Raw genomic sequence first — 14,278 nt, 5'->3', positions numbered from 1 at the left:
TATTCTGCAGGCTTGTACGCAGAACTACCAACCCATTAAAACCCCTTCTATGAAAAATACAGAAGCAAATAATAATCCATACTATTCCAGAACAGATATTGAAAAACTCAATATTTCCAATGAAGAATGGAAAAAGATCCTTGCTCCGGATCTCTACGCCATTGCCAGAGAAGCAGCTACAGAAAGAGCTTTTACGGGAAAATACAATGAATTTGATGAGGTAGGAGAGTATTATTGTGCCGTATGTGGAAATCACCTGTTCCGTTCTACATCTAAATTTTCCAGCAGCTGTGGATGGCCAAGTTTTTTTGAAGCGGATAAAGAAGGCGTGTATTATGTAAGAGATCAGTCGTATGGAATGGATAGAGTAGAAGTACTCTGCAAAAGATGTGATTCCCATTTGGGACATGTCTTTGATGATGGTCCGAAGCCTACAGGATTGAGATATTGCATGAATTCTGTAAGCCTGGAATTTGTTCCGGATTCTCAAAAATAAATAAAAAGCACCTGCTACAGGTGGTTTCTCACTTTTAAGAGGATAATAGTCCGGCTGCTTTAAGATTATCTTCCAGGTTTTTTAACCTTACCCATACATCTTGTGCTGTTGCTGATGGTGAAGGTTCAGCTGCTGTGAGCGCATCGGCCTGTGTTCCTATGAGTTTCCATCCGGATGAGCTTCCACTGGCTGTTTTTATCCATAGCATCTTGTTACCTCCATCATTATTGATATAAATACTTCCAGGATTGGCCGCAATGCTTGGAGCTCCATTTCCATTAAAAAGACCTCTATCGTTTTTACTGCCATCAGAAGTAGCCCATCTGAATCCTTGTTCTGCATATACAGAATTTCCATAAAATCCTTTTCCTTCACCGTTCACAAAAAATACTTTATTGCCAGAGGCATCTAATCCGCTATAAAGTTCATATGAGGAAGATGCCTGATTTTGTAAGGTTAATACAGGGTTTACTGAATTTGTGGTTAGTAAATTTCCGCTGTTCGTTTCATAAGAATTTTCTTCCCCATTGTTTTCTACAGAACTTTTATAAAGTCCAAAACCTTTTGAAATGACCTGACATCTTTTAGAATATTTATCAAATATGATTGCATAGAATGGATCTTGTGGATTTTCCATTCTTGGTCCTACGATAGTATTGCTTTCTCCGGTTATTTGTGCTGCGGTAGCATTGTCAGGATCATTGTCTTCGAAAGACGGATAAAGAAATCTGTTATTATTATAAGGATGGAGATTGATTTGTTTATCTTCCATAAGTATATGGAATGTTTTAACTTTCGGGAAACTGGTACTATGGTTGAATGTTCCACCATAGAAAGTATTTTCATTGATATAGCCTTGAACATCATTTTTCTCGAATTTCAGATTGATTTTATTGTCGTGAAAATAGTTGATAAAGAAGGTGTTATATGAAGTTCCGCCACCTCGGCCATTATCAGAATATATTAATGTCCCTATTTTAAATCCGGTCACCCTTTTAATTTCAATGGTCGAAGCGATTACATTCATAATTACTATTCCTGTTGAGTTTGAGTCATTATATATCTTTTTTGAACAATTAAGCCCCTGGATATTTAATCCTGCCAATGAATCCTCTACAGGTTGAGTAATAGCAGGGCCATGAGTTCCTATAACAATAGCATTTCCGGTAAAGGATTCTTTTACATTTAAATTACCCTCAATTTTTATTGTTGTATCGGGAGCAACATCTATATTAACCGTTTCGGTGATATCATAATCACCATTGGGAATATATAGAGACTTGTAATTATATTTTTTTGCAAGCTTTATTCCTTTATTGATAGCGGTTGAAGTGTAGCCTCTGTCTGCATTAAGTCCAAATCTTCTGACATTAATTGGGTGACCTCCCATATAGTCTTCAAGCACATAGGTATTTCCGGAATGCTCCAGATAAATAACTCCATCTTCATTGTTAATAGTTGATGAAATAGGAGAGTTATTATGAAGAAATGTAGCGGTTGGAAAATAATTCAGCGTTTCATTGGTTGCTGGGTTTACAATTTGTATTGACATAATAATTTTGTTTTTTTTTGTTATTTTGAATATTGATGTTTTTAAAGTATTGATATTAAATTATTCACAGAATCAGGACGTTAAAGTTTCTTAAATAGCGTTAAACTTTTTTCGTTTTTACCCTTTGCGTAATGATGTTTTTATACTTTTGCTCCACTAATTTGGATTTATATAGTATTGAATGAAAGGATTTTATAGCGTATTAGGCCTTGTTTACATGGTTACCACCTCATTCTACATTTCTCCACGAGGAGCTGTAAAGAATGAAAATTTCATGACGGCAAAGACTGAAATAGTATCTATTGCTGATGACACGAAATCTGAGAAGACTACAACTGCTGTTTCTTCATCAGAAGCATTATACCAATCAATTGCATTTGACCAAGGGCATGAACTGAACTATGACGTATTCTCAAAAGCATTGACCGGTTACGAAAACTTAAAGAAAGCAGGATTGCTTACTCAAGATTCGCATTTATTAACGATCTGCGATTTTTCTATGTCTTCCAACACCAAAAGACTTTGGGTTATTGACCTTGCAGACAAAAAAGTTCTGTTCAACTCATTGGTTGCCCATGGTAAAAATACAGGCGAAGAATTTGCGACGAATTTTTCTAACAGGGAAAGTTCGTTACAGAGCAGCCTGGGATTTTATATCACAGATGCAACCTATCAGGGAGAAAACGGATATTCTTTAAAACTGTTGGGCATGGACAGGGGATTCAATGATGCAGCTTACAGAAGAGCAATTGTAATGCACGGAGCCAATTATGTAAGCGATGAATTTGCTGCTATGCACAAAAGGATCGGAAGAAGCTGGGGATGCCCCGCAGTACCAAGAGAGCTGACGCAGCCGATCATCAATACCATAAAAGGTAGAAATCTTCTGTTCATTTATTATCCTGATCAGAATTATCTTTCCTCTTCGGAATGGTTGAAAGGGCAAGTATGAGATAAAGCAGTCAGGTTGGGCTGCTTTTTTTATGTATTGCTAATTTTGGACAATTGAATAGAAAATATTCTGTGGTCGTTAAGTTTAAATTATACATCACTTTTTCTGTTTAATAATTTTATTTGTAAATTCTTGCAAGTAATTTTACTAAAACAAAAGTATTGTCGGGTAGCGACAAAAGAAGTCGTATTATAATTAATTTTTCATTTTTTTTTTTAAATCAGAAAATTATTACTTGTAAACAGGTATTGTTTATTTATAAAGTAGATAAAAAATCCCTGCATGGTTTTCATACAGGGGTTTTCAATTGTTATTTAATGAGATTAACTGAATTTTTTAAAAACTAAAGTAGCATTGTGCCCTCCAAAACCAAAAGCATTACTTAAAGCATAGGTAATATCTTTTTCTTTCGCTTCTCCGAAAACGATATTGATATCCTGAGGAATATTCTCATCAATACAGTGAAGATTGATTGTAGGAGGGATAATCCCATTCTGAATAGCCTTGATCGAAAGAATGGCTTCCACTGCTCCGGCAGCACCCAATAAGTGTCCGGTCATGGATTTTGTTGCACTGATATCAAGATTTTTACTTCCTTTAAAGGCTTTGTTGATCGCTGTTAATTCAATCGTATCTCCAATCGGTGTGGAAGTAGCATGTGGATTAATATAATCAATATCTTCCATATTCGCTCCTGCTTCTTTCACTGCCAGCTGCATTGCTTTAATGGCTCCCACACCATCAGGATGAGGTGCTGTCATGTGATAAGCATCTGCTGTCATTGCGGCTCCTGCTAATTCAGCATAAATTTTTGCTCCTCTGGCAACAGCATGTTCATATTCCTCAAGAACCAGAGCTCCTGCACCTTCACCCATTACAAAACCGTCTCTGTTTACGTCATAAGGACGGCTGGCTGTTGCAAAATCATCATTTCTTGTAGACATGGCTTTCATAATAGAGAATCCTCCGATGGAAGCCGGAGTGATGGCTGCCTCAGAACCACCGCTGATGATTACTTTTGCTTTTCCTAAGCGGATATAATTGAAAGCATCCATCAATGCCGTATTACCTGTAGCACAGGCAGAAACAGTAGTATAATTAATTCCCTGAAGACCATATTTCATGGAAATCATTCCCGAAGCCATATTCGCGATAAACTTTGGCACAAAGAACGGATTGAAACGTGGTGTACCATCACCTGCAGCGAAATCCATCACTTCTTTTTCAAAGGTCCACATTCCGCCCTGTCCTGTTCCCCAGATGACTCCTGTATCGAACGGATCCATTTTTTCAAGTTCCAGCCCGGAATCCTGAATCGCTTCCGCAGAAGCATACATGGCATATTGTGTAAACAGATCACTTCTCTTGATTTCGTTATGGTTCAGATATACTTTTGGATCAAAGCCTTTTACCTCACAGGCAAAATGCACTTTAAATTTTTCCGTATCGAAATGGGTAATGAGTCCTGCTCCGCTGACTCCTTTAATACTGTTTTGCCAAAATTCTTCAACATTATTTCCCAAAGGTGTCACAGCACCTAATCCTGTGATGACAACTCTTTTCATATATAGTTACTCTTTTTTAATAGATTAGATTTTCATGAGATAAAAACTGTTTATCTCATGTTTCATTTTAATTACTTCTTTTATCAGCTCATTTTCCACTGCAATATTATCAATTTTCTTTCTCTGCAAACGAATAATCAATCATATTATTTACTACATAATAAAAGAATCTGCTCTTTTTTGAATATGGAATAATGCTGCTATTACTTTTCCAAAATCATGGTTACTCCCTGTCCACGGGCTGCGCAAATGGATATAAATCCTTTTCCACTGCCTTTTTCATGAAGTAATTTTGCCAGTGTTGCGATAATTCTTCCTCCGGTTGCTGCAAATGGATGAGCTGCCGCAAGGCTTCCTCCTTTTACATTCAGTTTGCTTCTGTCTATTTTTCCGAGAGTCTTTTCCAATCCGAATTTCTTGGCAAGCTCATCATTTTCCCAGATCTTTATGGTGGCCAAAACCTGTGCAGCAAATGCTTCGTGAATTTCATAGTAATCAAAGTCTGACAAATTCATGTCTGCTTTTTTAAGCATCCTCTCTGCTGCAAAAACAGGGGCAAGAAGCAGATCCTGTTTATTTTCAACATATTCTATGGCTGCCAGTTCTGAAAAAGTGATATAAGCTAAAATAGGAAGATTATTGGCTTTTGCCCATTCTTCACTGGCCAGTAAAATTGCTGAAGCGCCATCTGTAAATGGTGTTGAATTTCCTGCCGTTAAGCTTCCGTTCTGCTTATCAAAAGCAGGTTTTAATTGAGAAAGCTTTTCAATACTGCTATCGCGTCTTAAGTTATTATCTTTCTCTAAACCAAAAGCAGGAGTAATCATGTCTTCAAAAAAGCCTTCATCATAAGCTTTTGCCATATTCTGATGGCTTTTTAATGCCAGTTCATCCTGTTCTTCTCTTGTTATATTGTAATAATTGGCAGTAATTTCTGTATGTTCACCCATCACAAGACCTGTTTTGGGTTCCTGCCCTTTATAAGGAATGGGCATCCAGTCTTTCAGTTTCGGGCTTAACAACTGTTTCAATTTTCCAAACGCTGACTTTTCTTTATTCGCACGTAAAAGTGCTTTCCTTAATTTTGGTGAAGATTCGAATGGAATGTTGCTCATGGCTTCCACTCCGCAGGCAATGCCGCAATCTATCTGACCCAAAGCAATTTTATTTCCGATATAAATAGCAGCTTCAATTCCTGTATCACATGCCTGCTGAAGGTCACAAGCAGGTGTTGCGGGATCAAGAGTCGTATCCATTACCGTTTCTCTGATGAGGTTGCTTTCAGAGATGTGCTTAATCACTGCGCCACCCGCAACTTCTCCGAGTCTCTTTCCTTTTAAATGATAACGATTTATCAACCCGTTGAGAGAAGCAAGCAGCAGATCCTGATTGTTCTGCTCTGAATAAGAGGTATTCATTCTGGCAAAAGGAATTCTGTTGTATCCTGCAATAGCCACTTTTTTTGTTTCCATATGGTATAATTTATGATGGAAGAATAGTAAGTTCATGATCAATTATGCTGGCGACTTTGTCTAAAGCATGGTTTAGAAAACTCTGATCACCCATCGTTTTTGAAAGCAAAATCCCGCCTTCAATAAGCATGATGAATAAGGAAGCATATTGTTCAGCACTGGCTTTTTTATCAATTTCCCCTTTACGTTGTCCCTCATCGATGACATCTGATATTTTTGTCAACCATTGTTCAAAAGATCTTTTAACCTGAGTTTTTAATGCCGGAAAAGAGTCGTCAGCTTCTGTTGCAGCGTTCATCAAAGGGCATCCGCCGTTTGCAAAAACAAACTTCCAGTTTTTTCTGTAAAACTCTACAAATGCGTGAAGCTTATCCAACGAAGTAATGTATTCATCGCCAAAGGAACGGCTGAGGGTTTTGCCTAATAATCCGGCATTGTATTTATAAACCTCAATAGCTACTTCATCTTTGTTTTCAAAATTTCCATAGATGCTGCCTTTCGTCAATCCTGTTGCCTGTGTAATGTCTGACAGCGAAGTGGAAATATAACCCTTGGTATTAAAAAGGGTTGCGGTTTTCTCGATGATGTGCTGTTTTGTTTTTTCTGCCTTTGACATTATAAATGTTTAAATATGATGCAAATATACAAAAATATACCACTCGGTATATTTTATTGAGGAAGAATAATTAATTTGAATGTTTTGGATTTAAGTTTTGGCTGAAGCCAATGGATTCTTTTTAAATTAAAAAAACGGACTTTTAGCCCGTTTCTATTGATATTGAATGAATACTTAAATTAGTTTTCCAAAGTAGCGTTCAATGTAATTTCAAAGTTGAATGCTGCACTCACAGGGCATCCTTCTTCTGCGATTTTAGCAAATTTCTGGAATTCTTCTTCTGAGATCCCCGGAACTTTAGCTGTAAGAGTCAGTTCAGATTTTGTAATCTTTCCGATATTGGGGTCAAGAGTAATGACAGAAGTTGTTTTTAATTCTTCAGGATTGTAACCCGCCTGAGATAATTCGGCATCCAGTTTCATTGTGAAACATCCTGCATGGGCGGCTGCCAGCAATTCTTCTGGGTTTGTCCCTACACCATCTGCAAAACGGCTGTTGAAAGAATATTGAGTCTGGTTTAAAGTTGTACTCTGAGTAGTTAAATGTCCTTTTCCTTCTTTGATAGTACCGTTCCAAACGGCTGTTGCGTTACGTCTCATAATGTTGTTTTTTTGTATTTAGTATTGTCTGATTTTAATGTTACAAAGGTATGTCTGTGACAAGGTATTTTCAATAGATAAAAAGAGCTAAATATTGTACTTTTTTCCCGTAATGTAATTTTTTTTGAAATTTGCGGGAGTGCTTCCTGTTTTATTGGTGAAAAGACGGTTGAAATAAGCCGGATCTTCATAGCCCAGATCATAGGCAATTTCTTTTACAGGTTTGTCTGTATAAAACAATAATCTTTTTGCTTCTAATAAAATTCTGTTGATGATCAACTGATTGGGAGATTCCAGGTTTAGGTTTTTAAATTTATGAGTTAAAGTTTTGGGGGCTATATGAAGCAGTTCTGCATAATCAGCGACATTATGTTTTTCTCTGAAATGAATTTCCAGGTGTCTGCTGAAATCCCTGAAAATATCAAGTTCACTGCCTGGTATTCTGAGCGTGTCATTATCCAGATTTTGTTTTTTCCACTTTCGGGTAGCGCGTATAATGATCTGTTTTACATAGGTTCTTATCATTTCCTCTGCAGAAGAATCTTTCCCTTCAAGTTCATCCTGAATATTCTGAAACAGAGATTTTATAAGAGTTGTTTCTGAGTCGTCAAGCTCTACAAAAGGAATTTCAAATACATTATGAAAGAGAAGCCCGTCGCAGGCTACTTCTTTATCATGGATCTGGATGCAGTAAAAATCACGGTTGTAGAAAAGGAGCACCGATTCATCTTTTCCTTTCTGGATATTCAGATGCTGGTTGGTGAGAAAAAAAAGAGAGGTTTTTTTCGTTTTGTAATGGTTAAAATCTACCGTAAGCTCATATCCTGAAGGAATAAAAAATACTTTGATATCAGTTTTGAAATGATTTCCATTAAAGTTCTCCAGATTTTCCGGTGTAAATACTTCCAGTCCGAGTCTTTTATATTGATCTTCAAAAATAAGCTGTTGCGGCATCCTTTAACTTTAGTTTAAAGATACAAAAATGAATGATGTAAGCTGTATTAAATTATTGAAACGCTAATTTCTGATGTCTGACATAAAAATCTGGAATAAATAAATCGGAAATATGTTTTTACATTGATATTATTTTATCATTTTTACAAAGATTTGTATTGTGACCTAATAGTATTAACTTTTTTTCATAACTGCCTGTATGAGCGAATTAGAAAATATTCTGAGAGAAATAACTCCACTATCTCCTGAAGATAGTTTTCTCGTATTTGACAGGATTAAAGCTTCATTCGACTTTCCGTACCACTACCATCCGGAAATTGAAATCAATTTTATTTATAAAGGGAAGGGGTACAAAAGGATGATAGGAGATCATACCGGAGAGATCGGAAATATAGAGCTGGTGTTGGTAGGTCCTAATTTACCGCACTGTTGGGCTAATTACAGATGCAAAAACAGAAAAACCCACGAAATCACCATACAATTCAACCAGGATTTCTTTCAGCAGTCATTAATGGAGAAAAATATTTTGAAACCCATCAATAATCTGATGAAAGACTCCATCAGAGGGATTCTTTTTTCTACAGAAACGGCTGAGAAACTAAAAAATTCGTTTCTCAATTTGTCAAAAATGAACAGTTTTGAATCTTTCATAGAAATTATGAAGATTCTGAATGAATTGGCTGTGGCAGAAAATAAAACACTTTTATCTTCGTATAGTATTGAGCTTGAGTCTTTTGCTGATAATGATAAAATGAAGGTTGTTCATGATTTTGTTCATAAAAATTTTGAGAATAAAATAACGCTGGATAATGTAGCCTCATTGGTGAACATGAGCAATGTGACATTTAACAGGTTTATTAAAAAAAGAACAGGGAAAACATTTGTTAATTATCTTAATGAGATCAGAATCAGTTATGCTGCACGCTGGTTGATGGAAAAAAATCTTACGGTCTTTGAAATTGCTTTTGAAGCCGGGTTTAATAATATTGCGAACTTCAACAAGGTATTTAAGTCCATCAAAAAAACAACTCCAACCGAATTTAAAGAGCAATTCAAAGGAGTTAAAAAGATTGAATAGTACGTATTAAAAATTTACATTTTTCTTTTTTTATCCTATCTGGCGTTCTATAATTCCGTCCAGAAATCTACTTTTTTTGTTAAAATAACGGAATAAATCCCCTTTTTTAATTGTTAGGGAAGTGTTGTATTTTGCTGATATTTAAAGCATTAATAGCTTTTAATTTTGATTGCTGAAAAAATAATATCGTTTTATGATAAAATAGTATTATATCAGACTGACTACAAAATTTAGATTTGTGAATGTGAATTAAATCTTAACAAAACTTTAAATAATTTAATACATAAACGGCAAAGTTTTGCTGAAGAACAATAATTTTTTTTGTATTAAAAAATAAAGTAATGTCACTGATTCTCAATTAAATCTAAAGAATCTATACCTTATGAGAAAAGCAGTTATACCCGTTCTGTTCGTTTTTTCACTTACTGCGAATGCACAGGAGAAAAAAGCGGCCGACACTACGAAGACAACCAGTATTGAGGAGGTCGTAGTCACCTCTTTGGGGATTAAAAGGCAGGCCCGCTCTTTAACGTATTCCAGCCAGCAGATTGGCGGGGATGAGCTTACAGAAGTGAAAACTCCCAATCTATTAAATTCGATCAACGGAAAAGTTTCCAATGTACAAATCAACAGAACCAATGGTGTAGGTAGCTCCGTAAGGGTGATCATGAGAGGGAATAAGTCTGTAAACAATACACAGCCATTGTATGTAATTGATGGTATTCCTATTATTAACGGAACAGGGAAGTCTGCAGATATCGGACAGTATTCCAATATGCCGGATCCGGGAGATGTACTAAGCTCCATCAATCCTGATGATATTGAGAGTATCAACTTCCTGAAAGGAGCTTCTGCTAGTGCATTGTATGGATCTGCCGGAGGTAACGGGGCTATTCTGATTACGACTAAAAAAGGACGTGCAGGGAAAAGTTCAATTACTTACAGTTCCAGCCTTACTGTAGACAGAGCATACAGTCTTCCAAAACTGCAGCACAGTTATCTGTCTTATGATCCATCTTTTGCTGGGCAGCAGCCAGGACAGGCTGTAGACAGCTGGGGTGCAAAAGGATCTTCAAAGGATTATCTTAAAGATTTTCTGCAAACAGGAACTACATGGGTAAACAGCCTTTCTTTCCAGTCAGGAAATGAAAAATCAACAAACTATTTCTCTATCGGAAATACTACCAATAAAGGAGTGGTTCCAATGTCGTATTTTGATCAGTATAATGTCTCTTTCAGAAACTCAAGTAAGTTTCTTGATGATAAACTGACATTGGATGCCAACTTTATCGGGTCATTACAGGAAAGTAAAAACAGACAGACTCCGGGAGCTTCTTTTTCTCCTTTGACAAGTTTGTACTGGTTACCGAGAGGAGTAGATTTTGATCAATACGGAGGCGATAATTATTCTTATTTGGATAAAACGAGATTTTTGCCAGCTCAAAACTGGTGGGAAGTAAATCCGGACGGAAGCTTCAAAGGAAATCCTGTGACACAGAATCCTTACTGGATCTTAAACAAAAACCCGGTAACAGTGAGTAACAAAAATATATACGGTGCCCTTTCATTGTCTTACCAGATAAATCCATGGTTGATTGCAAGAGTGAGAGGAAACTACAGTTGGAATATTTCAGACAGCCAGCGTGATATTGCTGCTTTTTCAGCGCCTAGCTTACTTGCAAATGGTATTAATGGTAGAATGCTTAAAAACACCTATGAAAATTCTTCTACTTATGGTGATGTTTTATTGATCGGTAGTCCTAAAGTAAGTGAATCTATCTCTTTAGATTTTACAGTAGGAGGAAGTATTAATACGACAAGAAATAAAATAGGACAAATTGATAATGCTTATCTGGCAAATCCTAATCTTTTTACACTGAATAACCTTCAGTGGAATATAAACAGAGCGCCGGGAGATGGTTATCATAATACCTATACGAACATGAAAAAACAGGTACAGTCTGTTTTTGCGAGTGCTTCCGTAGGGTACAAAAATATGTTCTATGTGGACATGACTTTCAGAAATGACTGGGATTCTACTTTAGCATTAACAGGAAGAACCGGATTTGATTATGAATCTGTAGGAGCAAATGCTATATTATCTTCTGTTTTCAAACTTCCGGAAGTTATTAATTTCTGGAAAGTCAGAGGGTCTTATGCAACTGTTGGTTTGGGATTACCTACGAATATCACCAATGCAATGGTTGAATATAATAAAGGATATGTTTATGGAGTAGATGCAGGAACGATTGTATATCCTAAGAGTTCTTTTGCTACAGGGGCAGGTTTTGAGGCATTGCTTCCAAAACCGGAACTTAATAAAACGTTTGAAGCAGGTACTGAGTTAAGAATGCTGAATAACAAACTGAATTTTGATATTACTTATTACAATTCAAATACCAGCAACCAGTTGTTGGAAACCACAATTCCTTCTTATTTAGGAGGTTTGGCTCCGGGATCATATTATATTAATGCGGGAAAAATCCGAAATACCGGTTTTGAATCTTCATTATCTTATAAAATCTTTGATTCGGAAAAATTCGGATGGACCGCTACATTGAATGCTTCGGCCAATAAAAACAAGATCGTTGAATTATTACCAACAAGCATAAATGTTTCTAAAGACTTGACTTTTTCACTAACCGGAGGTGGTGACTATACAAGATTAAAACTGGGGGGGGCTTTTGGAGATCTTTACGGAATCAAATTTAAAAGAGATGATCAGGGCCGTGTTCTTGTGAATGAGAAAGGGGTTCCTTTAGCAGAGAGTACGCCTTCTTATTTGGGTAACCCGAACCCGAAGTTTATTCTTGGATTCAATAACGCGTTCAATATCGGTAAACTGGGGATTTCTTTCCTTATTGATGGGAAATTCGGAGGTAAAGTATTATCACTTACAGAAAAAGCCAATGATTTATATGGAGTAAGTCAGACCACTGCTGATGCTAGAGATGCTGGAGGCGTATCAATCCCAAATGCAGTGTATGCACCGGGAACTCCTAATGCAGGGCAGGCCTATACTGGGTTGACTAACGCTAAAGATTATTATAAAGCAGTAGGAACAACTGAAGGATTTGGAAAAGGAGTTGATGAAGCCTATCTGTATAGTGCTACAACAATACGTTTACGTCAGGTATCTGTTTCGTATCTGTTTGATGTCAATTCAAAATATTTGAAAAATGCAACGGTAAGTTTAGTAGGAACCAATTTATTTTTCTTCTATAAGAAAGCACCGTTTGATCCTGAGCAGGTATCAGGGAATACGCCTGGTGGAGTGGGAGTAGATTCATTCGGATTACCGATTACCCGATCTATTGGATTATCATTAAAAGCTAACTTCTAACTTTTACAATTACGACAATGAAAATCAATACTATTAAAACATTGGTATTTGGAGCTGCAGTTCTGTTTTCAGCTTCCGGATGTACTAATGACTTTGACCAATATAATCAGGAAAAGCTTGGAGGCCCTGAAAATTTTTACGCTGACTTTATCGCAGTTGTGAACCCTATGAAATCTATCCAGAGAGGGTTGCAGGCAGATTATCAGTTATATCCTAACCTGAGTGCAGATATGTACAGCGGAATGTTCAGTACCGCAACACCATTTAACGGAGGAGTAAATAACCTTACTTACTCTATGATGGATGGATGGAACAATAGAATCATTGCCAGACAACAGGATATTTTTAATTATTCTATCATTATTGATAATGCTGCCAAAGGGAACTATCCGGGTGTAGATTTTACGGGAACCCTTGCTGTGAAAAAAATTCTGAAAGTTATTACAGCGGCAAGAGTTTCAGACAGCCATGGTCCTGTAGTTTACAGCAAATATGAAAAACCTAACCCTAACGGAGTTACAGATTTTGATTCTCAACAAGAAGCTTACAACTATTTTATTGCAGATCTTACGGCAGCCATTACAGATTTACAGAAAGTAATTGCAATGTCGGCAACACAGAATGTTGAAGATAAGACCTCATTGAAAAGTGCAGATTTAGTGTATGGAGGAAATATGGCACAATGGGCAAAACTGGCCAATTCATTAAAGCTGAGATTAGCCATGAGAATGAGCTATGCTGATCCTGCAAAATCTAAGCAATATGCAGAAGAGGCTTTGGCTTCACCTGCGGGATTAATTACTGACAATGCAGATAACGCTTTAATCAGTGTAGGACAGTCAGAATTGAGCTTCATCATTTACTCATGGGGAGACTGTTTAATAGGTGCACCTTTGATGGCTTATATGAACGGATATAATGACCCGAGACTTTCGGCATATGCAATTCCTGCAAAAGATGCCGATGTTCAGGGTAAATATATAGGAATACGCCAGGGAATTGATTTATTAAATGGAAAATCAACATACGGAGGATTCTCTCAGCCACAGGCAAAATCTGCCAACGGAGATTATTTCTCAGGAACTGATGGTAAAATGAAATTATTCACCGCTGCAGAAACATGGTTCCTAAAAGCAGAAGCTGCTTTAAGAGGATATGCAGGAGCTGGTGATATTCAGACCAACTATACAACCGGAGTTCAGCAGTCTTTTGGAGAATGGGGGAAAAGTGCGAGCGTTGCAACATACCTTGCGGATAACACTTCTACAGAAGCACCTTATGTAGATCCGAAAAATGCAGACAATAACATCGGTTTAGGACATCCTCAGCTAAGTACCATTACCATTGCATGGAATAACGGGGATACCAACGAAAGAAAATTAGAAAGAATTATTACCCAAAAATGGCTTTCTCTTTATCCCAACGGACCGGAAGCATGGGCAGAGCAGAGAAGAACAGGATATCCGATTCTCTTCAAAGTAAGAAAGAATGACAGTGGCGGAGCCATCAGTACAGAAGCAATGATCAGAAGAATTCCTTTCACTATTGATACCAAAACATCATTATATAATTACCAGCAGGCCGCTCAAATGCTTAACGGTCCAGATACCGGAGGTACAAAGCTTTGGTGGGATAAGAAATAAAAAATATT

11 protein-coding genes are annotated in these 14,278 nt (G+C 36.9%); 5 read left to right on the top strand and 6 right to left on the bottom strand.

The genetic code is table 11. The features are described from left to right. Positions 1–49: 49 nt before the first annotated feature. Positions 50–496, top strand: a complete 447-nt coding sequence (msrB, locus tag EK417_RS02335) for a peptide-methionine (R)-S-oxide reductase MsrB (protein WP_410493704.1) — start codon at positions 50–52, stop codon at positions 494–496. A gap of 34 nt (positions 497–530) precedes the next feature. Here msrB and EK417_RS02330 read toward each other — a convergent pair whose 3' ends face one another. Next, positions 531–2,048 carry a hypothetical protein gene (locus EK417_RS02330; RefSeq protein WP_136521222.1) on the bottom strand — a complete coding sequence of 506 codons (1,518 nt, stop codon included), beginning with the start codon at positions 2,046–2,048 and terminating at the stop codon, positions 531–533. Between the two features lie 181 nt (positions 2,049–2,229). Between EK417_RS02330 and EK417_RS02325 the strand changes: the two genes are divergently transcribed. After that, positions 2,230–3,000, top strand: a complete 771-nt coding sequence (locus tag EK417_RS02325) for a murein L,D-transpeptidase catalytic domain family protein (protein WP_076596412.1) — start codon at positions 2,230–2,232, stop codon at positions 2,998–3,000. 323 nt (positions 3,001–3,323) lie between these two features. On the opposite strand, the gene fabF is transcribed toward EK417_RS02325, so the two are convergent. The 5 genes from fabF to EK417_RS02300 all read right to left on the bottom strand — a co-directional run bounded on the left by fabF (position 3,324) and on the right by EK417_RS02300 (position 8,206). Beyond that, positions 3,324–4,565 carry a beta-ketoacyl-ACP synthase II gene (gene fabF / locus EK417_RS02320; protein WP_136521221.1) on the bottom strand — a complete coding sequence of 414 codons (1,242 nt, stop codon included), beginning with the start codon at positions 4,563–4,565 and terminating at the stop codon, positions 3,324–3,326. A 203-nt stretch (positions 4,566–4,768) separates the two neighbouring features. Further along, the gene (locus EK417_RS02315) at positions 4,769–6,037 is read right to left on the bottom strand and encodes an acetyl-CoA C-acetyltransferase (protein ID WP_136521220.1); all 1,269 of its coding nucleotides are present in this window, start codon (positions 6,035–6,037) and stop codon (positions 4,769–4,771) included. Positions 6,038–6,047: 10 nt separating this feature from the next. Continuing rightward, the gene (locus EK417_RS02310) at positions 6,048–6,653 is read right to left on the bottom strand and encodes a TetR/AcrR family transcriptional regulator (RefSeq protein WP_110366539.1); all 606 of its coding nucleotides are present in this window, start codon (positions 6,651–6,653) and stop codon (positions 6,048–6,050) included. Between the two features lie 179 nt (positions 6,654–6,832). Continuing rightward, positions 6,833–7,252 carry an OsmC family protein gene (locus EK417_RS02305; RefSeq protein WP_002982623.1) on the bottom strand — a complete coding sequence of 140 codons (420 nt, stop codon included), beginning with the start codon at positions 7,250–7,252 and terminating at the stop codon, positions 6,833–6,835. Positions 7,253–7,339: 87 nt separating this feature from the next. Further along, on the bottom strand, positions 7,340–8,206 hold the full coding sequence (locus tag EK417_RS02300) for a helix-turn-helix domain-containing protein (RefSeq protein WP_136521219.1): 867 nt from the start codon (positions 8,204–8,206) through the stop codon (positions 7,340–7,342). 199 nt (positions 8,207–8,405) lie between these two features. Between EK417_RS02300 and EK417_RS02295 the strand changes: the two genes are divergently transcribed. The 3 genes from EK417_RS02295 to EK417_RS02285 all read left to right on the top strand — a co-directional run bounded on the left by EK417_RS02295 (position 8,406) and on the right by EK417_RS02285 (position 14,270). Next, positions 8,406–9,284 carry an AraC family transcriptional regulator gene (locus EK417_RS02295; RefSeq protein WP_136521218.1) on the top strand — a complete coding sequence of 293 codons (879 nt, stop codon included), beginning with the start codon at positions 8,406–8,408 and terminating at the stop codon, positions 9,282–9,284. Between the two features lie 382 nt (positions 9,285–9,666). Continuing rightward, positions 9,667–12,627 (top strand): SusC/RagA family TonB-linked outer membrane protein, encoded by a 2,961-nt coding sequence (locus EK417_RS02290; RefSeq protein WP_136521217.1) that lies wholly within the window; start codon positions 9,667–9,669, stop codon positions 12,625–12,627. A 17-nt stretch (positions 12,628–12,644) separates the two neighbouring features. Next, positions 12,645–14,270: a SusD/RagB family nutrient-binding outer membrane lipoprotein gene (locus EK417_RS02285; protein WP_136521216.1), complete on the top strand. Its 1,626-nt coding sequence runs from the start codon at positions 12,645–12,647 to the stop codon at positions 14,268–14,270. The last annotated feature ends 8 nt before the right edge of the window (positions 14,271–14,278 follow it).

The sequence above is a fragment of the Chryseobacterium candidae genome (assembly GCF_004916905.1).
Lineage (GTDB): Bacteria > Bacteroidota > Bacteroidia > Flavobacteriales > Weeksellaceae > Chryseobacterium > Chryseobacterium candidae.
Note: the sequence above shows the minus strand (reverse complement) of the source record. Positions and strands in the feature narration are given on the sequence as shown.